The organism is Acetivibrio clariflavus DSM 19732, from assembly GCF_000237085.1.
In the GTDB taxonomy this organism is placed as follows: Bacteria; Bacillota; Clostridia; order Acetivibrionales; family Acetivibrionaceae; genus Acetivibrio; species Acetivibrio clariflavus.
In genome coordinates this window covers 994,545-1,015,340 of sequence record NC_016627.1, presented here as the reverse complement: position 1 = coordinate 1,015,340, position 20,796 = coordinate 994,545, and the positions used below count along the sequence as shown (strand labels likewise).

14 protein-coding genes and 3 pseudogenes are annotated in these 20,796 nt (G+C 34.2%); 9 read left to right on the top strand and 8 right to left on the bottom strand.

Going from position 1 to position 20,796, the window contains the following annotated elements; translation table 11 throughout:
- Positions 1-4 precede the first annotated feature (4 nt).
- Both CLOCL_RS23640 and CLOCL_RS04260 read right to left on the bottom strand, forming a co-directional pair.
- Positions 5-523, bottom strand: coding sequence for a cysteine peptidase family C39 domain-containing protein (locus CLOCL_RS23640; protein WP_338029038.1), 519 nt, complete (start codon positions 521-523; stop codon positions 5-7).
- A 234-nt stretch (positions 524-757) separates the two neighbouring features.
- The gene (locus tag CLOCL_RS04260; RefSeq protein ID WP_014254188.1) at positions 758-949 is read right to left on the bottom strand and encodes a hypothetical protein; all 192 of its coding nucleotides are present in this window, start codon (positions 947-949) and stop codon (positions 758-760) included.
- A 742-nt stretch (positions 950-1,691) separates the two neighbouring features.
- On the opposite strand from CLOCL_RS04260, the pseudogene CLOCL_RS04255 reads away from it, so the two are divergent.
- Positions 1,692-3,216: pseudogene (locus CLOCL_RS04255) on the top strand (IS1182 family transposase).
- A gap of 265 nt (positions 3,217-3,481) precedes the next feature.
- On the opposite strand, the pseudogene CLOCL_RS04250 reads toward CLOCL_RS04255, so the two are convergent.
- The 3 genes and pseudogenes from CLOCL_RS04250 to CLOCL_RS04240 all read right to left on the bottom strand — a co-directional run.
- Positions 3,482-4,498: pseudogene (locus CLOCL_RS04250) on the bottom strand (IS256 family transposase); the annotation flags it as partial.
- Between the two features lie 348 nt (positions 4,499-4,846).
- Entirely contained in the window at positions 4,847-5,410 is a 564-nt protein-coding gene (gene ahpC / locus CLOCL_RS04245) for an alkyl hydroperoxide reductase subunit C (protein WP_014254187.1), read from the bottom strand.
- A 49-nt stretch (positions 5,411-5,459) separates the two neighbouring features.
- Positions 5,460-6,850 (bottom strand): annotated as a pseudogene (locus tag CLOCL_RS04240) (IS4 family transposase).
- 592 nt (positions 6,851-7,442) lie between these two features.
- Here CLOCL_RS04240 and CLOCL_RS04235 point away from each other — a divergent pair.
- From CLOCL_RS04235 to CLOCL_RS04210, 6 genes are all read left to right on the top strand, one after another.
- Positions 7,443-8,366 carry an ABC transporter permease gene (locus CLOCL_RS04235; RefSeq protein ID WP_014254186.1) on the top strand — a complete coding sequence of 308 codons (924 nt, stop codon included), beginning with the start codon at positions 7,443-7,445 and terminating at the stop codon, positions 8,364-8,366.
- 152 nt (positions 8,367-8,518) lie between these two features.
- Positions 8,519-9,514, top strand: a complete 996-nt coding sequence (locus CLOCL_RS04230) for an ABC transporter permease (protein WP_014254185.1) — start codon at positions 8,519-8,521, stop codon at positions 9,512-9,514.
- A gap of 67 nt (positions 9,515-9,581) precedes the next feature.
- Positions 9,582-10,589 carry an ABC transporter ATP-binding protein gene (locus CLOCL_RS04225; protein ID WP_014254184.1) on the top strand — a complete coding sequence of 336 codons (1,008 nt, stop codon included), beginning with the start codon at positions 9,582-9,584 and terminating at the stop codon, positions 10,587-10,589.
- Positions 10,582-11,610, top strand: a complete 1,029-nt coding sequence (locus CLOCL_RS04220; RefSeq protein WP_014254183.1) for an ABC transporter ATP-binding protein — start codon at positions 10,582-10,584, stop codon at positions 11,608-11,610. Before CLOCL_RS04225 ends, CLOCL_RS04220 begins: the two co-directional genes overlap by 8 nt.
- A gap of 172 nt (positions 11,611-11,782) precedes the next feature.
- Positions 11,783-13,408, top strand: coding sequence for a peptide ABC transporter substrate-binding protein (locus CLOCL_RS04215; protein WP_014254182.1), 1,626 nt, complete (start codon positions 11,783-11,785; stop codon positions 13,406-13,408).
- A gap of 214 nt (positions 13,409-13,622) precedes the next feature.
- Positions 13,623-15,173 (top strand): IS1182 family transposase, encoded by a 1,551-nt coding sequence (locus CLOCL_RS04210; protein WP_014254181.1) that lies wholly within the window; start codon positions 13,623-13,625, stop codon positions 15,171-15,173.
- A gap of 40 nt (positions 15,174-15,213) precedes the next feature.
- Here the strand turns inward: CLOCL_RS04210 and CLOCL_RS04205 are convergent, their stop codons facing one another.
- The 3 genes from CLOCL_RS04205 to ahpC (CLOCL_RS04195) form a co-directional block, all read right to left on the bottom strand.
- Positions 15,214-15,975, bottom strand: a complete 762-nt coding sequence (locus tag CLOCL_RS04205) for a transposase (RefSeq protein WP_014254180.1) — start codon at positions 15,973-15,975, stop codon at positions 15,214-15,216.
- Positions 15,976-16,053: 78 nt separating this feature from the next.
- Complete coding sequence (gene ahpF, locus CLOCL_RS04200) at positions 16,054-17,583, bottom strand: alkyl hydroperoxide reductase subunit F (protein WP_014254179.1); 1,530 nt, start codon at positions 17,581-17,583, stop codon at positions 16,054-16,056.
- A 12-nt stretch (positions 17,584-17,595) separates the two neighbouring features.
- Positions 17,596-18,159 (bottom strand): alkyl hydroperoxide reductase subunit C, encoded by a 564-nt coding sequence (gene ahpC / locus CLOCL_RS04195; RefSeq protein ID WP_014254178.1) that lies wholly within the window; start codon positions 18,157-18,159, stop codon positions 17,596-17,598.
- A gap of 821 nt (positions 18,160-18,980) precedes the next feature.
- On the opposite strand from ahpC (CLOCL_RS04195), the gene CLOCL_RS04190 reads away from it, so the two are divergent.
- Positions 18,981-20,123 carry an aromatic prenyltransferase gene (locus CLOCL_RS04190; protein ID WP_014254177.1) on the top strand — a complete coding sequence of 381 codons (1,143 nt, stop codon included), beginning with the start codon at positions 18,981-18,983 and terminating at the stop codon, positions 20,121-20,123.
- Between the two features lie 42 nt (positions 20,124-20,165).
- Complete coding sequence (idi, locus tag CLOCL_RS04185; protein ID WP_014254176.1) at positions 20,166-20,696, top strand: isopentenyl-diphosphate Delta-isomerase; 531 nt, start codon at positions 20,166-20,168, stop codon at positions 20,694-20,696.
- Positions 20,697-20,796: the final 100 nt, after the last annotated feature.

The following is a 20,796-nucleotide window of genomic DNA, read 5'->3' as shown; positions in this document are numbered from 1 at the left end:
ATCGTCAATATAATTGAAGCCAAAATTGAATAAATGAAAAGTTTTTTTGCGGTAATAAAAGCTTCAAGAATCTATAAAATACTTTTTCTCCCTTTATCTTATCGCTTACAAAATTCTGATTGGGTTTCAATATGAGTAATACACCTGTAAAATCCTTGTAAAACTCGTCTATCTTAACCTTCAATAAATTCTTTGCAGGATCACCTATTATAACATGTTTTTTAGTTTTCTTAAATATTACAACAAAGTGACTAAGTCCCTCTTTAGTAATAACATTCGCAATACACGGCAGAGTAAAGTCACTCAAAAAACCTTCCTTATCAACTCGAACCGCCTGAGAAGTAAATCCCAACTCATCACAGCATTTTTTTAACCCAATTATATTTGTACCTTTTATATCGGTACCCATTAAATCTCTAAGTTTTGTTATCGTAGTTTCTTTTTTATAATGCAAACATATCATCGCAAGACATGCTGCTGCACAATCAGTGGCATCATGTTGTCTAACAAAAGTATATTTCATTTTTTCACCCAATAATTAACTAAAATTAATGTAATACTTATCTGTAATAAATATAATTAATAGATTAATTATACAATATTTGTTATTATTCACTAGTTATATTAACAATTTTTCTATTTTTTATCAATTTGTTTTTTGTTTGTTTTTATATGCATTTTTATGTATTTTTTCTATTTATTTACATTATTTTATTCAATTTAATTTTTTTGAGTGGTCCTAGCCGATATTCTTGAATCAAATAAAGAGCATTTTTTGAATCTTTAGTATAAACATTAATAGGGCATTATACGGTAAATATTGCACCGAAAAACTTCCTTCTTTATTTGAAATTTCATCAAGTCTTGCCTTTAATTCATCAATATCATCATCGTATGTAAAAATCCACTTGTAATCGAATCCGATGGTATTTTTAACGGAATACAACACACAATTCCGCTAAAAAAATCTGTTGCCTTGATTTCATTAAGCTTCTTATATCCAGTACATGATGTAATTAAGGTAAATATGCATAATATTAATGCTAAACATACAGTTTTTTCAATGTTCTCTACTACCTTTAACATTACAAACAACTAGTCTGCAAATTAAAAATAAAACCGATATTTACACTAATTCCTCCTATCCAAATATCTTCGGCTCGATAAATATCCTGACTGATAAATATAAAAAAATATTATATACTATAAATAATTTTTCAGAATTAAATTATTTTAGTTTATAGATATTTTGTATCTTAATAAACTCAAAGTATAAATTATACAAAAAAATTTGTAGAATTTACCGATTACAAAAGAATGGACCAATATAACTAATGAATTTAATTATCAAACATTCATAATTTTAAGGTTAGTTATGGTAAAGGTTTTAGAACAAAAACAACTTGTCTTAATATTTTTTCCATATTTGTTAACATATTAAAACCTTATCTATCCTAAAATAAGTGTTTCTGTTTATATCGCCTCTCAGCGTCTCTTATCAAAAAATCACCCTACCTTTAGTTAACAATAGCGGTTGGGTGATATCAAACAGAGAACCGTCCGAAACCACTGAAAAACGCCAAATAAAAAATGTAAAACATTCGATATATTTCAACAAATATATAGTAAAAAACCTCCTTCAATGGTATAATGGAATCACGACAAACCAACACCACAAAGGAGGTTTTTTAATGCTAAAAGATAAAAATAATCAATTAAGCATCTATTCAATATTATACAATAAAATTCCAGAAAATCATATACTTAAATTAATAAATAATGCAATTGATTTTAGTTTTATTAATAAACTACTCGAAAAATCCTATTGTAAAAATCCTATTGTAAATATTATGGCCGACCTGCAAAAGAGCCTGAACTTATGTTAAGGCTTTTAATTCTTCAGTATTTGTACAACTTATCCGATGAACGTGTAATCGAGGAAGCTTCATTAAATCTGGCATACCTATGGTTTCTTGGAATTAATCCTGAAGAAGAACTTCCCCATCCGAGTTTACTGGCAAAATTCAGAGTTCATAGGCTACAGGAAGTTACAATGGATGAAATAATAACTGAAGTAGTAAAACAGTGTGTAGAAAAAAATATAATTAAGTCCGGTGGAATTAGTATTGATTGTACACACACTCATGCCAATACTGTAAAAAAAGTACCCGAGAGGGTACTAAAGCATATTACCAAAAAGATATTTAAAAATCTAGAAAAAGAGGCAGGAGAGATACCGGAAGAAATCAATACAAATATTCCAAACTATAAGGAAATAGCAGATCATAAAGAAGCAAAAGCGACAATGAAGGCTTATGTGGAAGAAGTCATTGCGCAGGTTGAAGAAAAAATTGAACGGGAAAAACATACGAAAACATGCAAAGTTATAGAAAAAGCCCGTGAGATATTAGAAGACCCAAAATTTATAGAACAAAAGAGTATAAGGTCATTAGTAGACCAGGATGCAAGAGTAGGATATAAATCGAAAACAGAAAGTTTTTTGGATATAAAACAGAGTATGCAATGACGACAAAAGAAAGGATAATAACGGCAGTAAGGGTATATAACGGTGCATACGTTGACGGTACAGGATTTGAAGAATTAATTGATTTGACAAAGGATAGCGGAATAGAAATAAAAGAGGTATATGGGGATAAAGCATATTTCAGGAAGCCAATTTTAGATGTAATAAAAGAAAACGGTGCCGAAGCGTACATACCGATTAGTGAAATGGTATACAAAATAGATGAGAGTAAATATGCGTATAATAAGGATTCGGACCAATGGTTTTGTGATTATGGGAATTATACCGTAGAGAAGCAGAGAAAGATAAGAAAAAGAGACGGTCGAGAATCATGGAAATATAAGTTTGATGTAGAAGGATGTCAAAAATGTCCAAAGAAAGATCAATGCTTCAAAATAGGGAAATCAAATACTCTAGAAATAAGTGTAAATATACCTGAATATTATGAATACAGCCAAAGAGCAAAAACGAAGGAATTTATAGAAAAATATAAAGAACGAGCAAGTCAAGAGTGGAAAAATGGAGAGATGAAGAGATTTCATGGATTAAGCCGTGCCCGAGGGTACGGCTTAAGAAGCATGTCAATGCAATCAAAATTAACAGCATTGGCAGTAAATTTAAAGAGGATAGCCCAACTGGTATTCTCTTTAAGTAAAAATAATCATTATTTTTTGCTTCTGAAGGGAATGTAAGTAATTTTGTGTATCATAATTTATGTAATCCTTCTTTAGCAAGTAAATTTTAGTTGACAAGGTTTACAGAATATTGTTTTTTATTGCCTTTTCATTATATATTATTGCCGGATTTGTTAAGTTTTATACATAAACTTGATTAAATCTGGCAATAATCATTTATAATGGTCAGTATTAGCCTTTTAAACCTATATTTTTAATTTTGTGAGGTCTAGCCCATCCGGCGATGAGGATGAGCCCTTGAGGGCGGTGGGGGTGAATGCTCTTAAATATACTCTTCCAGCCTACCTGGATATTGGATTACCAATTGGCTAAGTACTCTATCCCAGTTTTTGTAACGTTGTGTCCATTTTTTTACTACATTCATTGATGCTAAATATAAAATCTTTTCTAGTGAACTGTCTGTTGGAAATATTGTTTTTGTTTTTGTGACCTTACGAAACTGACGATGTAGTCCTTCAATTATATTTGTAGTATAAATTATTTTTCGTATTTCTTCTGGAAATTTGAAAAATGGACTTATAACATCCCAGTTATTTTCCCAACTACGTATTGCAAAAGGATATTCCTTTCCCCACTTTTCTTTAAGTTCATAAAGTTTTTCTAATGCTATTTCTTCATTAATAGCATGATATACTTCTTTGAAATCATTACTAAATGCTTTTAGGTCTTTGTATGGCACATACTTAAAAGAATTTCTCAGCTGATGTATTATGCAACGCTGCACTTCAGATTTTGGATATGCTGCATTTATTGCTTCCTTAAGTCCGGTAAGTCCATCTACACAAAAGATTAAAACATCTTCTACTCCTCTGTTTTTTAGGTCATTTAACACACCTAGCCAAAATTTTGACGATTCATTATCACCAATCCATATCCCTAAGATATCTTTATATCCATCAATAGTAACTCCTAGAACAACGTAAGCTGCCCGGTTTGTTATTCTTCCTTCATCCTTTACCTTATAATGAATTGCGTCCATAAATATAAAAGAATATATAGGTTCAAGAGGTCTTTGCTGCCATTCTTTTATTTCTGGAGCAATTCTGTCAGTAATCTTGCTAACCATCTCCGGAGACAGGCTGAATCCATAAAGTTCTTCAATTTGCTGACTAATATCTCTTGTAGACATTCCCCTTGCATATAGAGCTATAACTTTTTCCTCAATTCCGGAAACATTACGCTGATATTTTGGGATAATTTTAGGTTGAAATTCTCCTTTACAATCTCTAGGCACTTGTATATCAATTTCACCAAACTCACTTTTTATTTTTTTGGTGTAGCAGGTAACCCATTCTAGCTTATCATCAATATGTCAAACAAGGGACGGTTCTCTGTTCTATTTTCAATAAATTTTATTAAAATTCAAACCCGCTAATCCAGTCAACAGCCATATTAGACTTATTTCTAGTTTCTTAATATCTCAAAACATCAATATGAATTGTAGAGATTATATTGTGCCAAGTTATTAATTCAAATCAATTTCATTCTATTACAAGGAACATAATTTCCATCAAATTACAGGTATATAATTTCTTCATTTAGATTTTTTATTTTAAAGCAAAAATCACCCTACCTCAAATATTACATTAGAGGTAGGGTGATTTCAAACAGAGAACCGTCCCCTGTTCTATATTTTTCCGACTAAATCGATGCTTGGTTTAAGCGTTTGGCCGCCTTCTTTCCATTTTGCCGGGCAAACTTCACCAGGATGATTTCTTACATATTGAGCAGCCTTTATCTTATCTATAAGAATATCTGCATTTCGTCCAATGTTTCCTGCCGATATTTCAACATATTGAATTACTCCGTCCGGATCTATTATAAACGTACCTCTATCTGCTAACCCTGTTTCTTCATTTAGAACATCAAAGTTTCTGGAAAGGGTATGTGAAGGATCTCCAATCATTATATAAGTAATTTTCTTTATAGCTTCCGATGTATCGTGCCATGCTTTATGGGTATAATGAGTATCAGTAGATACAGAATAAACTTCAGCACCTAACTCTTTTAATTTTTCATAATTGTTTTGAAGGTCTTCAAGTTCTGTTGGGCAAACAAAAGTAAAGTCAGCAGGATAAAAGCATACTACACTCCATTTTCCTTTAAAATCTTGTTCTGTTACTGTTATAAATTTTCCATTGTGATAAGCTTCAGCAGTAAATGGTTTAACTTCTGTTCCAATTAATGACATAATAAATTCCTCCTCACGTTCTTTTATTTTATTTGATTAATTAAAATTATCAACTTTCGCAGGAAACAACTGATAGCTTTGCCTTGATATGAACAGGCAAACAAGTGACAAAGTAGTTGAGAAACTCGTTGACTGTTTCCTTTGTCAAAAGCAGTTTTTCCTGTAAAGTAGTTTTTAAAGCCTCTATTATAAGCTGCAGTGCCTCATGGAATTTAATGTCCTCAAGTTCATCGCAGCAATAGTAGAACAAAGTACCAATAGTGCGTAAATCAGTATTATTGCGGTTCTCAACCGCTAACATAATGTACCTTGAAAAACAATAGTTGTATGGGCAACCATCATATCATAAGAACGACCTTGAAATTCCTTAGCCAGCTTAAGGTATGACTTACACATCTTGAAGAATACCTCTATGTCCCAGCGTTTTCCGTATATCCTGATTATCTCTGTTTCGGGAAGACTAGTATCTGTAGATATGAGAGCTAGCCATTTACTCTTGTTTCTTCGGTCACGGACAAAGACAATTTTTGCCGGAATGTGGTTTCCTTCTTTATCGTGTAATTCTACCATAACTGAAGCAAGGTATTTTGATCTTCCTCTACGTTTCCTGACAGTTCGGTATATCTCTCTCAATGATTTTTTTTCACCATTGAAGTTATAGTAAATCTTGGGAGTATCCTTTACCATAGCTATCACATTAAGATTCATCTTACAAATTTTGATAATAGTAGCCGGAAAGGAGAACCAACTGTCAAATAAAACATATTTTGCTTTAATACCGGTAGCAACTGCTTGTTCCAGCATAGACAGAGCAGATTCCGGTGAAGTGGCTAAGGCATTCTGTCGGCGTTTAAAACCAACGGTTCTTTTATCTATAGTATTTTTCGCTGGATTAATGCAAACCCTTGGATTTGTTGAACTTAAAAGGTTGAAGGCCACAGGAATAAATGAATTACCGTCTGTCCAACCAAGTGTAAGCATACGAAAGCCTTTTTTATTCTTATTGCCGTCAGCATGATCTTTGACCCAACTTAAAAGCTCAACTGACTTGCTTCTTGTCCTACTGTAGAAGGAATCGTCAATTACAAAGGCATCAACCCGTTCATCTGACGTTAATCTATCGATATGATGATTTATGACCTTTGCAGAAAGCAAATATAAAAATCTTTGCCAGTTGATATGTATGGAATTTAAGAATCTGTAGACCACATCCCTTGCAAATGGTATATCAAAGCTTTCTGCTTTATAGTTCATAAACAGATTTTTGCCTGTAAAAACAAGTTCAAACAGTACTTTGAATACCGTAAGACAAGGAATACCTTTATCTTTATATGCGTTTGACTTTTTTAACAGATAGCCTACAGAAAACATTTTGAAAAAGTTATCAACTGTCAAAGAAAATCTATTTTCTTCCTTAACCTTCTGTGATACAATAGACATGTTCAAGAACCTCCAAATTGTCGATTTAATAGGGTTTGGATACTTCTATTATATCACATAGAAGGGGGTTCTTGTATTTTTTTATTGCCCAAATCTATTGATTTTTCAATGTTCAGTGCACATTATTCACGTGCGAAAGTTGATTAAAATTTTTTATTCAATCAATTTTCTATAAAGTATATACCCACTTTTTTTTAGCTAAACCGATTTTTTTTATAAATTTTCATAATACGAAAAAAGCTTATCTGTTCTTCTTTATTTAATCTTTAGCATTATTGGAATATAAAGAGACTTTGTTCTTAATATATTTTAGCCATCAATAGGTAGTTTATGGTAATTTATTTGTCGATTTTCGTCACATTTTAACCGAACACTCCAAATATAGTCACGTACAGTTTTTGCCAACTTTTTAGCTATTATTAATCTGTTGCAAAAAATCGAATTTTGTAGTATAATGGCACATCATAATTATTTATACATTATTTTTCGACATTATTTTGCATTTACTTAATCAAAATTACTAGTAAATTGAGACAGATAATTAAAATACAAAAACGCTGTAATTTCACGGTTCACAGCCATGGAGGTTCTTATGTTTAAATATATTTTAAAAAGATTATTTGCATCAATTTTAACATTATGGATTATGTTTACATTAACTTTCTTCCTTATGCATTTGACACCTGGCAGCCCTTTTCTGGGAGATGGAAAGATTACGCCTGAAATATTGGCAAACTTGGAAGCAAAATATGGCTTGGATAAACCATTATTAGTTCAATACAAAATGTATGCAATTAACGTCCTTAAGGGTGACTTGGGAGAATCAATAAAACTAGCAGGACAGAGTGTTGGAGAAATAATTGCCAGAAAGTTCCCTTATTCTCTTAAGCTAGGACTGTTCTCAAGTGCTATAGCTATAATTTTCGGCACTATTCTGGGAACAATAAGTGCCCTAAAAAAGAATACCGCAGCCGATAGAGTAATTATGTTCATTGTAACAGTTGGAATTGCGGTTCCAAGCTTTGTTGTGGCTACTGTAAGTATGGTTTTATTCGGAGTAAAGCTTCGTCTCTTCCCTACGGTTATCCACCTTGACAGTCTTTCAAGTTATATATTACCTGGTTTTGCGTTATCCTTTTTCCCTCTCAGTTTTATAACAAGACTGATGCGTTCATCAATGCTTGATGTTATAAACCAGGATTATATAAGAACTGCACGAGCAAAGGGTTTGTCAGAAAGAATAGTAATTTTTAAACATGGTTTGAGAAATGGTATTCTTCCGGTTGTAACCTATGCAGGCCCTATGGTTGCCGGAGTTGTAACAGGTTCCTTTGTAATTGAATCGATTTTTTCAATACCTGGCTTGGGAAGTTCCTTTGTAACAAGCATAACAGCAAAGGATTATCCGACAGTAATGGGAGTAACAATATTCTATGGCGCTCTGCTTATTTTTATGAACTTCGTGGTTGATATATTATACAGATTTGTTGACCCGAGAATTAATATTACCAAATAGGAAAAAATAAAGTAGCGGGTTATTCAACTTGCTAATTTTTACGTATAACGAACCCTTCTGCAGGTTCATATTGAATATATATAGTTTCCAGACGACATTAAATTGTTTGAAAGAATGACAGAAATGGAAACTTAGGAAATGGAGAGACCAAAATGACAAATATAACTAAATCAGAAGTTTTGGATAGTAAGTTATTTATACCTGCATCGGACAGCGAAAAAGCAACAGTGGAAGTTATGCGTCCATCGGTAGGTTATTGGAAAGATGCCTGGAGAAGGCTGCGAGCAAATAAAGTCGCTATGGGCTCGCTCATAGTTATTCTGCTGGTTGTTCTAGCTGCAATAATTGGACCTATGCTTTCGCCCTATGCCTATGACCAGATAAATAAAGGCAGTGAGAATTTGCCGCCAAGCGCGCAACATCTCTTCGGTACAGATAGTTTGGGAAGAGATTTGTTTACAAGAACTATGATCGGTGCAAGGATTTCTCTGGCAGTTGGCGTTGTTGCAGCTATCATGATTTCAATAATCGGTATTTTATATGGCGCAATCTCCGGTTACTTTGGTGGTTGGGTTGACATTGTTATGATGAGAATTATCGATATTGTTTATTCGGTTCCAACCATACTAATAGTTATTTTGCTTCAGGTTGCTTTAAAGACACCAATAGACAATTTTTTAAACTCTGCCAATGCTCCAGGTTTCCTTAAAAACTTAGGTGTAGGACTTATAAGTATATTTTTTGTTCTTGCACTTCTTTACTGGGTAGATATGGCAAGAATAGTCCGCGGTCAAATCCTTGCATTAAAGGAACAGGAGTTTGTTTTAGCTGCCAGAGTTCTTGGTGCAAACAACAGAGAAATTATTTTCAAACATCTTGTACCAAACTGTATAGGTCAGATTATAGTTGTAGCTACTTTAAAAATTCCTGAAGCAATTTTCGTGGAATCTTTCCTCAGCTTCATTGGATTAGGTGTTTCAATACCTATGGCATCCCTTGGTTCTTTGTCTCAGACAGCTTTAAAAGGTATATACTCCTATCCATATATGCTGTTTTTCCCTGCTGCAACTATCAGTATTATCATATTGTCCATAAATCTATTTGGTGACGGTTTAAGAGATGCTCTTGACCCAAGGATGAAAAAATAGACTTATGAAATATTAAATATCACTTTAATATATAACGCTTTAACATAGATGGGAGATTTGAATTTGAATGAATAAAGAATTGCTTAAAATAAATGATCTAAAAGTTTCTTTTTTCACACCGGCAGGAGAGGTTAAAGCTGTAAATGGAATAAGCTACTCCCTTGAGCGCGGAAAAGTCTTAGGAATAGTCGGTGAATCAGGTTCCGGAAAAAGTGTATCTTCCTATTCCATTATGGGACTAATTGATAAACCCGGTAAAATTGTTGGAGGAAGTATCATATTTGACGGCAAGGATGTTTCCACAATGACTAAAGCAGAAAGACAGAATTTTGCAGGTAACGAGGTTGCAATGATATTTCAGGACCCAATGACCTGTCTCAATCCTGTTTTTACAATAGGAAATCAAATTGCGGAATCTTTGGTTCACAAGTACGGTAAAATTTCCAAAGAAGAAATAAAAAAGCGTTCAATCGAACTTTTGACATTGGTTGGTATAAATGAACCGGAGAAACGTTTAGCTCAATACCCTCATCAATTCTCAGGAGGTATGCGTCAGAGGGTAATGATTGCTATGGCCCTTGCCGGTTCACCTAAGCTATTGATAGCCGACGAGCCAACCACTGCCCTTGATGTTACCATACAGGCTCAAATTCTGGATCTTCTGAAGAATATTCAGAAAAAGACGGGTATGGCAATAATCCTTATAACCCACGATCTTGGCATTGTTGCCGATATGGCTGATGATGTTATTGTTATGTATGGCGGTAAAATTGTTGAGCAAGGCTCTGTTTACACCATATTTAACAATCCCCGCCATCCATATACAAAAGGTTTGCTTCGTTCCCTGCCTGACCTTAGCAAAAAAGGTGAAAAATTGATTCCAATTCAGGGAAATCCTATTGATCTGTTAAACTTACCCAAAGGATGTGCTTTTGCACCAAGATGTGAGAATTGCATGAAGGTCTGTCTGAACCATATGCCTAAGGAATATTCAATTGAGGATGGGCACAGAGTCAGCTGTTGGTTATACGATAGCAGGGCAAATAATAACACGGAGGTAAAGAGCAATGACTAATTATGAATCAAAAACTTCTCCATCCGGTTATAATTCAGCCCGGAAACAGGATGTTTTAATTGAAGTAAAAAATTTAAAACAGTATTTTAATATTAGAACCAGCCTTGGTAAAAAAGCTACAGTTAAGGCAGTAGATAATGTTACCTTTAGTATTTATAAAGGAGAAACCCTTGGACTGGTGGGCGAATCCGGTTCGGGCAAAACCACTTTGGGAAGATCTATTCTAAGGATTTATGAGCCTACTGACGGACAAGTTTTATTCTCCGGAGTAGATATCACCAAATTAAAAAGAAGGCAACTTCTTCCCTATAGGAAAAAGATGCAGTATATTTTTCAAGATCCCTATGCTTCTCTTGATCCCCGTATGACTGTTTCGGATATAGTTGGTGAAGCATTGGATATTCATAAACTTGCTACTTCCAAAAAAGATAGGGCTGAAAAAATAAGAGAACTGTTAAATCTGGTAGGACTCAACACTGAACACGCATCCCGCTATCCTCATGAATTTTCAGGAGGACAGCGTCAAAGAATCGGTATTGCCCGAGCTATTGCAGTGGAACCTGAGTTTATCGTGTGTGATGAGCCGGTATCAGCACTTGACGTCTCCATAAGGGCCCAGATAATAAATACACTGGAAGAAATGCAGGAAAAATTACATCTGACCTACCTTTTTATCTCTCACGATTTAGGTGTGGTTAGACATACCTGTGACAGGGTAGGTGTAATGTATTTGGGACATATAGTAGAATTGGTTGAAGCTGAGGAATTATACAAGAATCCTCTCCATCCATATACACAGGCACTTTTAACAGCTATTCCCGAGCCTGATCCTGAAGTTGCAAAGAAAAGGAATAGAATTATTTTAAGCGGTGAAATCCCATCACCGGTAAATCCGCCATCAGGCTGTAAGTTCAGAACCAGATGTCCTTATGCTAAGGATATCTGCGCCAAGGAAATCCCTGAATTTAAAGAGTTCAATGATGGTCATTACGTCGCTTGTCATTTTGCAGGCAAATTATAATACTCATATATATTTTTCCTACATTACAGTAAAATGGATCCTTTCTTAACCGGTGAGGTCGACACCGGTTAAGAGTCATGTGTCCATTTTAATGTGATAGGAATATAAATTATAGATATGGACAAATTAATATTAAAGTAAAATTCTGAAATAGTAAGGGGTATGAAATTATATGAAGAGAATCTTAGCATTTTTCATTACACTTGCAACCTTTGCAACAGTATTGACAGGTTGCGGAAAAACACCAAACACTTCAACTTCTGATCAAGTTATTCGCGCAACCATAGCATCAGAGCCAAAAACACTTGACCCGTCTCTTAACAATGCACTTGACGGCGGTAACTATATTTTATGTGCTTTTGAGGGACTGACCACAATAGGAAAGGACGGAACTATTGTTGCAGGAACAGCCGAAAGATGGGAAACCAGTGAAGACGGACTTGTTTGGACTTTTTATATCCGTAAGGATGCAAAATGGTCCGACGGTAAAGATGTAACTGCAAATGATTTTATTTATTCCTGGAAAAGAGCCGTTGATCCGGCAACAGCTTCCGACTATGCATACTACATCTACTTTATAAAAAATGGCGAAAAGATCAATGCTGGTGAAGCTGATGTTGATACATTGGGAGTAAGAGCTATTGACGACAAAACCCTTGAAGTAACTCTTGAAAGCCCATGCCAATTCTTTACTGAAATAGTTGCCTTCCCTACTCTCGTTCCATTGAGAGAAGACATTGTGTCGGCCAATAAAGACAAATGGGCACTTAACCCGGCTACTTACATAGGTAATGGTCCTTATAAATTGACCAGCTGGGAACATGATTCAAAAATTGTTTTTGAAAAGAATGAGTACTACTGGGATAAGAACTCTGTAGTTGCTCCAAAAATAGAATGGTACTTGATGAACGATCAAAATGCTATTCTAAGTGCATTCAAAAATGGACAGGTTGTATATGGAAAGAATATTCCTTCGGATGAACTAGCTGCCGAAAAAGAAGCTGGAAATCTTAAAATTCTTCCATTGCTTGGAACATACTATATCGACTTTGTAAACAATAAAGCTCCTTTTGATAATGCAAAAGTAAGAAAGGCATTTTCTTTGGCAATTGACCGTAACTACTTAGTTGAAAATGTTACAAAGGGTGGACAAACTCCTGCATCCGGCTTTGTACCTTATGGTATAGCCGATGTTAAACCGGAACCGGATTTCCGTACAACTGGCGGCGACTATATTTCTGTAAAACCCGAAGATTATGAAAAGAATGTAGCAGAGGCTAAAAAACTTCTTGCTGAAGCAGGTTATCCGGATGGAAAAGGTTTCCCTAAAGTAACTTTCGGTCTGAACTCCGGTGCAGGTCATGAGCCTGTAGCTGAAGCTTTACAACAGATGTGGAAACAAAACTTAGGAGTAGAAGTTGAAATTCTTGCTCAGGAATGGAACGTATTCCAGCAATCAAGAAAAGACGGTGTTTATAATATAAACAGAAACGGTTGGATTGGAGACTATATGGATCCATCAACCTTCATGGATATATTTACTTCCGGAAACGGTCAGAATAATGCAAAATACAGCAATCCTGAGTATGATAAGCTTATTTCTGCTGCCAGAAAAGAAACTGACCCTGAAAAACGTATTCAGATATTCCATGATGCTGAAAAATTACTTATGGACGATGCGGCAATAGCTCCTTTGTACTTCTATACAGAACCTATAGTTATTTCACCAAAACTTCAAGGAGTAGTTAACTCCAAACTCGGTTTCGTAATCTTCAAATGGGCATCATTTAAGCAATAATAAAACACGAATGACTGAAAAAGCTCCTGAATTTTACTTCAGGAGCTTTTGTTTACCTTTCAACCATCAAACAAGGGACGGTTCGAAACCACTGAAAAACACCAAATAAAAAATGTAAAACATTCAATATATTTCAACAAATATATAGTAAAAAACCTCCTTCAATGGTATAATGGAATCACGCAAAACCAACACCACAAAGGAGGTTTTTTAAATGCTAAAAGATAAAAATAATCAATTAAGCATCTATTCAATATTATACAATAAAATTCCAGAAAATCATATACTTAAATTAATAAATAATGCAATTGATTTTAGTTTTATTAATAAACTACTCGAAAAGTCCTATTGTAAATATTATGGCAGACCTGCAAAAGAACCTGAACTTATGTTAAGGCTTTTAATTCTTCAATATTTGTACAACTTATCCGATGAACGTGTAATCGAGGAAGCTTCATTAAATCTGGCTTACTTATGGTTTCTTGGAATTAATCCTGAAGAAGAACTTCCCCATCCGAGTTTACTGGCAAAATTCAGAGTTCACAGGCTACAGGAAGTTACAATGGATGAAATAATAACGGAAGTAGTAAAACAGTGTGTAGAAAAAAATATAATTAAGTCTGGTGGAATTAGTATTGATTGTACACACACTCATGCCAATACTGTAAAAAAAGTACCCGAGAGGATATTAAAACATATTGCCAAAAAGATATTTAAAAATTTAGAAAAAGAGGCAGGAGAGATACCGGAAGAAATCAATACAAATATTCCAAACTATAAGGAAATAGCAGATCATAGAGAAGCAAAAGCGACAATGAAGGCTTATGTGGAAGAAGTCATTGCGCAGGTTGAAGAAAAAATTGAAGGGGAAAAACATACGAAAACATACAAAGTTATAGAAAAAGCCCGTGAGATATTAGAAGACCCAAAATTTATAGAACAAAAGAGTATAAGGTCATTAGTAGACCAGGATGCAAGAGTAGGATATAAATCGAAAACAGAAAGTTTTTTTGGATATAAAACAGAGTATGCAATGACGACAAAAGAAAGGATAATAACGGCAGTAAGGGTATATAACGGTGCATACGTTGACGGTACAGGATTTGAAGAATTAATTGATTTGACAAAGGATAGCGGAATAGAAATAAAAGAGGTATATGGGGATAAAGCATATTTCAGGAAGCCAATTTTAGATGTAATAAAAGAAAACGGTGCCGAAGCGTACATACCGATTAGTGAAATGGTATACAAAATAGATGAGAGTAAATATGCGTATAATAAGGATTCGGACCAATGGTTTTGTGATTATGGGAATTATACCGTAGAGAAGCAGAGAAAGATAAGAAAAAGAGACGGTCGAGAATCATGGAAATATAAGTTTGATGTAGAAGGATGTCAAAAATGTCCAAAGAAAGATCAATGCTTCAAAATAGGGAAATCAAATACTCTAGAAATAAGTGTAAATATACCTGAATATTATGAATACAGCCAAAGAGCAAAAACGAAGGAATTTATAGAAAAATATAAAGAACGAGCAAGTCAAGAGTGGAAAAATGGAGAGATGAAGAGATTTCATGGATTAAGCCGTGCCCGAGGGTACGGCTTAAGAAGCATGTCAATGCAATCAAAATTAACAGCATTGGCAGTAAATTTAAAGAGGATAGCCCAACTGGTATCCTCTTTAAGTAAAAATAATCATTATTTTTTGCTTTTGAAAATTAGAATTAAATGTTTTCGGCTGTATAAAACTGTAAAAGTGGCTTAAAAAACCCTACTTTTTCAGTGGTTTCGGACGGTTCTTTGTTCTATGCCCTATAAATCTTATTAACAGTAAAACCGGTTAATCTGGCCAATTGTCTTAACGAACTTCCTTCTATTTTCTTTAAGTATTTTAAAATCTCTATTTGGGTTTTAGGTTCTTCATTATGCAAAGTAGCCAATTCTATATTATATTTTTCCAATACTAACTGCCTTATTTCCTTATCGGAAACAGTTTTTCTTTCAGGAGTTATTTCCAGACACTTATCATCATTTACAGCCATGTTAAACTCTTTAAACTTTTTAATTGCTGTCTCCCTATTTTCTGAAAACATTGCCAAAGCATAATCCGTATTAACAAACTTTGCTTTACCTATATATTCGTTAAAACTGCTCCACTTGTACTCGTCAATATTTTTGACCAATCCTGCTTTTAATGGATTTTGATGAATGTATCTTAACACTGTTAAAAAATAAGTTTCATCCTGCACCGGTTCGCTTTTATAACGATCCTGAAATAAGTGTCCTTTTCTGCCATATTGCCAGTTATACCAATACACGTAACTTGCACCAATACGCCTCATCGTATTTCCTAGCGGTTCATTTCCTTCTTTTATCAGCAGATGAACATGATTCCCCATCAAACAGTAAGCATATAATTCATGTGCACTTTCTTTTTGGTATTTTGCAAAAGTAACAATAAATTTTTCGTTATCCGCATCATCTACAAATATATTCTGCTGATTTATCCCTCTAATCATTACATGATATATGTTTGTTTTACTTTTTACTCTAGCAGATCTTGGCATAAAAAATCACCCCACCTTTAGTCTACAATAAAAGTAGGGTGATGTCAAACAGAGAACCGTCCCCTGTTTTATTAATGTTTAGTTACGAATTAAGTAATCAAAAGCACTGAGTGCTGCCGTTGCACCGGAACCCATGGATATAATAATCTGTTTATAGGGGCTATTAGTACAGTCACCGGCTGCAAATACTCCAGGCATTGAGGTTTCATTTTTATGGTTAACAATAATTTCACCGATAGCATTACGTTCAATACTGTCTCCGAGCCATTCGGTATTTGGTACAAGACCAATCTGAATGAAAACACCTTGAACCTCAATATGTTTTTCTTCATTGGTATCACGCTGGATATAAGTAATCCCCTCAAGCTTTTCTTTACCGGTAAACTCTTTTGTCTGAACATTTGTAAGTACAGTTACGTTGGGAAGTCTATATAAACGTTCCTGTAACACCTTATCGGCCTTTAATTGGGGCAAAAATTCCAGAACTGTAACATGCTTTACAATCCCCGCCAAATCAATAGCAGCTTCTATACCGGAATTACCTCCGCCAATTACAGCTACATCTTTCCCTGCAAACAATGGTCCGTCACAGTGAGGACAATAGGCCACTCCTTTGGTTTTAAACTCTTTTTCTCCCGGAACGTTTACATCACGCCATCTCGCTCCTGTTGCAATAATAACGGTCTTGCTCTTAAGCACAGCCCCTTTTTCCAATTCCACTTCCAAAAGTTCCTTACGCCTCAAACTTTTTGCTCTTTGAAGATTAATTACATCAATATTATATCTTTTCACATGCTCTTTAAGATTCTCGGCCAGCTTAGGTCCCTCGGTATATGGAACTGAAATAAAATTCTCAATTCCCAAAGTATCTAAAATCTGGCCTCCAAATCTTTCAACCAAAATACCGGTACGAAGTCCCTTTCGTGCAGCGTAAATAGCAGAACTCACGCCGGCAGGTCCTCCACCTATGACTAAAACATCAAAAGGCTCTTTTTCATTGATATAAGAATCATCGGACTCCTGTCCAAGTTTAGCAAGAATCTCCTCCAGTGTTAATCGGCCGCTTTCAAAGAAATTGCCATTTAAGTATATTGTAGGTACTGCCATTATGTCCTTACTTTCAACTTCTTCTTTAAAGACAGCTCCGTCAATCATGGTATGTTTAATATTGGGATTGAGAACACTCATTATATTAAGGGCTTGGACCACATCGGGACAATTATGGCAGCTTAGGCTAACGTAGGTTTCAAAACGATACTCTCCCTTTAGCTGCTTAATTTGATTAATATAAGTATCATCTACCTTAGGGGCTCTCCCCCCTACTTGGAGGAGAGCCAATACCAAGGAATTAAATTCATGACCTAGTGGAACACCAGCAAAAACGATACCTGTATCCTCATTCAATCGGTTAATGCTAAAGCTTGGAGTTCTTTCCAACTCTGCTTTTTCAACATGTATTTTAGACGAAAGTTTGGAAATTTCATCTATAAGTATAACCATATCAGTGGATGTCTTATCACTTCCAGCACTAACCTTAATGACTATATCGTTTTCAAGGAGTGCCAAATACTGTTCTAATTGCTGTTTGATTTCTATATCCAAAAGCATATCTAATACCTCTTATATTTTTCCGACTAAATCTATGCTTGTTTTTAGTGTTTGGCCGCCTTCTTTCCATTTTGCCGGGCACACTTCACCTGGATGATTTCTTACATATTGAGCAGCTTTTATCTTATCTATAAGGATATCAGCATCACGTCCAATGCCGCCAGCTGATATTTCAACGGATTGAATAACACCATCAGGGTCTATAATAAATGTACCTCTATCTGCTAATCCTGTTGTTTCATCAAGAACATCAAAATTTCTAGAAAGAGTATGAGATGGATCTCCAATCATTACATAAGTAATTTTCTTTATAGTTTCCGATGTATCGTGCCATGCTTTATGAGTATAATGAGTATCGGTAGAAACTGAATATACTTCTGCCCCTAATGCTTTTAATTTTTCATAATTATTTTGAAGATCTTCAAGTTCAGTAGGGCAAACAAAAGTGAAATCCGCAGGATAGAAGCATACTACACTCCATTTACCTTTAAAATCTTGTTCTGTTACTGTTATAAACTTTCCGTTATGATAAGCTTCAGCAGTAAATGGTTTAACCTCGGTTCCAATCAATGACATGATAAATTCCTCCTTACGTTCTATTATTCTATTTGCTATTTAGAGTTTTTAATTTAAATTCAATTGACTTTCTATAAATATACCCATTTTTTAATTAATAAAACCTAATTTTTAAAAATTTTATAATGAACGTAAAGAAGTAAAACATAATGAGGTTTTGACGAGTAAAAACCGGACCTTTCTTAATATAAATACCTTTGATCTAAAATCTACAATAAATTAACTGCAGGATGATGTCAAACATATAACCGTCACATATCATATGTATATCTACCGCTTACATCCAATTTTTCTCGTTTTTTAACAAAAAGTCGACACAAAATTAAATAATTTAATACAGAAACTATTTATTTTTTCAAAATTTTATGATATAATCGTAACATAAATGACTTTTGTGTTATTAAGTCTATGTTACAGGTAGTATCGCATCAGACAGTAAAAATCATTTATCCTATAAGTAAGTACTTAGCTGTAATGGACTTAAGTACTTTTATTTTGTCTATACTTTTAACATATAACTTAATTATTTAATTTTGATACCTTTAATGCAGCTAAAGGCCCACTTCATTGTTTACAAAACTTATCGACATAAATTAGTTCACAAAATTGAATATAATTTTTTAACAGAAACCAAAAGATATATCATTATTAATCATTTTAGCTATTTGCCGGTAAAATAGCTAAGGTGAGAAGCCAATGATTTGCTTAATGTCTAGAGATAATACTAATATTATGTAATTTATTATGATTTGGTAACTACAGTAGATAAAAAAATCTGCTGTTTGCTTACAATTATATTATTTTAAGGGGAGATTTAAAAAATGAGTGAGCAAGTATGTGAAATTTTATGGTCGAAAAAAATGCAGGAGTATTTTAATTCATTAACTCCTAATATGCCGGAAGGGCTACGAGACAGATATATTGGGTATGTTAATGAAAATGCTCGTGCAAGAGGTGCTTCAGAAGTAACTGAACTAGATATAATAACAGCACTTTTACGAAATACACCTGTATTTTTTAGGCAAAACATCAGCAATATCCCAAAAGACATAAAGGTGGATTTAAGTTCACTTACTAAAAGGGATCTAGCTTTAATGTCTGATGATATTGAAAAAGCAGCCAAAATTGCTGAAGTTGGTTGCAATAAAGAACTGGTCAACAAAATTCTAAATGTATATGAAGAACAATTTTCACATCCTCAAGTTGCAGTATCTTTTAGAACTACTACCAAACCTGTAGAAAAAAGAAGTTTGGATGTTCGCTATGTAGATGTCTGGACTTCCCATGATCCATATGCAATGGCAATTGAAAATGGCCTTTTAGTAAAAAGCGGTCATCCCGTGGACAATTTATTTTATGATATAAAATCCAATTTCCCCATAATGGGTTATGGCGTTGATTTTGGAGTATTGAATGGTTTTGCAAAAATATGGATGCGTATTCCTACCCATCTGCCTGTACCTTTAGAAAAATTGCAATTGATACCTTCATTTCCCGATAGTTTAAAAAATTATATTAGCCTCTTATCAAAATATTCAATGGATAGAATCATTATGGTAGGTATTGATTACATTCATAAATCTACAAACATATATTTTGTAAAAAGATATTACGGAGACCTTTCGACTGAAACTGTTACAAGTCTTATTAGTGAATTAGGTTTCCCTGTGCCATCGAATGAACTAATCGAGGAATGTGCTCATGCCTTATTCTTCTATTGCACTTTCACTTGGGATTCACCAAAAATTGAAAGACTGAGCTTCCATCGTGTTGCTCACGACCAGAGTCAAGTGCCTGTTCATTTACACCCATTCCTTGAGAAATACTCGTTGAATGCGCCTATTTTGGGAGATAAGAGAAAGTTTATGTATACTGTAGCATTATCACCAAAAGGAAATTATATAAAACTCGAAAGTGATTATTCTTCAGGAATAATGGCAGATGCCCTTGTAGAAACTTACTAACAGAGATAGATAACAGTAAATATTGTATTATTGTTGTGGGGAGTGATTATTATTAAAGAGTATATTTTACTTGTAAATGAAGATGATGAAGAAATCGGTATAGGTGAAAAAATGGAGGTACACAAAACAGGCCAACTCCATAGAGCATTTTCTATTTTCGTTTTCAATTCGGAAAATAAATTGCTTCTTCAAAAAAGGGCTATATCAAAATATCACTCAGGAGGATTACTTACAAATACATGCTGTAGCCATCAAAGAAAAGGAGAAGACCTATACGAGACAATACATACAAGATTAATGGAGGAAATGGGTTTCGATTGCGACTTAGAGGAAATATTTACATTAAAATACAGAGCCGAGTTGGATAACGGCTTGATCGAACATGAAATTGACCATGTTTTTATTGGCAGATACGATGGTGATCCCGTGCCAAACCCTGATGAGGTAGATGACTATGCATGGGTTGATCTTGAAGATGTACTACGTGATGTAAGCGAATCTCCGGAAAACTTCACTTGTTGGTTTAGGTTATTGATAGGTATAGTAGCAAAATATGTTACCACCTCTTCCTGATAAAAATCAAAGGGGCTGGTGCATTATGGATTAAGTAGCATAGTGCAATGCCCCTTTCTATCAAAAAAAAATAATATCTTTCATCTTAAAATAACCTTTC

What these genes read in the sequence shown, in the direction of transcription:
- CLOCL_RS23640 (WP_338029038.1), bottom strand. Translation starts at nt 523, where the DNA reads ATGAAATATACTTTTGTTAGACAACATGATGCCACTGATTGTGCAGCA.
- ahpC (WP_014254187.1), bottom strand. Translation starts at nt 5,410, where the DNA reads ATGTCATTAATTGGAACAGAAGTTAAACCATTTACTGCTGAAGCTTAT.
- CLOCL_RS04235 (WP_014254186.1), top strand. Translation starts at nt 7,443, where the DNA reads ATGTTTAAATATATTTTAAAAAGATTATTTGCATCAATTTTAACATTA.
- CLOCL_RS04230 (WP_014254185.1), top strand. Translation starts at nt 8,519, where the DNA reads ATGACAAATATAACTAAATCAGAAGTTTTGGATAGTAAGTTATTTATA.
- CLOCL_RS04225 (WP_014254184.1), top strand. Translation starts at nt 9,582, where the DNA reads ATGAATAAAGAATTGCTTAAAATAAATGATCTAAAAGTTTCTTTTTTC.
- CLOCL_RS04220 (WP_014254183.1), top strand. Translation starts at nt 10,582, where the DNA reads ATGACTAATTATGAATCAAAAACTTCTCCATCCGGTTATAATTCAGCC.
- CLOCL_RS04215 (WP_014254182.1), top strand. Translation starts at nt 11,783, where the DNA reads ATGAAGAGAATCTTAGCATTTTTCATTACACTTGCAACCTTTGCAACA.
- CLOCL_RS04210 (WP_014254181.1), top strand. Translation starts at nt 13,623, where the DNA reads ATGCTAAAAGATAAAAATAATCAATTAAGCATCTATTCAATATTATAC.
- CLOCL_RS04205 (WP_014254180.1), bottom strand. Translation starts at nt 15,975, where the DNA reads ATGCCAAGATCTGCTAGAGTAAAAAGTAAAACAAACATATATCATGTA.
- ahpF (WP_014254179.1), bottom strand. Translation starts at nt 17,583, where the DNA reads ATGCTTTTGGATATAGAAATCAAACAGCAATTAGAACAGTATTTGGCA.
- ahpC (WP_014254178.1), bottom strand. Translation starts at nt 18,159, where the DNA reads ATGTCATTGATTGGAACCGAGGTTAAACCATTTACTGCTGAAGCTTAT.
- CLOCL_RS04190 (WP_014254177.1), top strand. Translation starts at nt 18,981, where the DNA reads ATGAGTGAGCAAGTATGTGAAATTTTATGGTCGAAAAAAATGCAGGAG.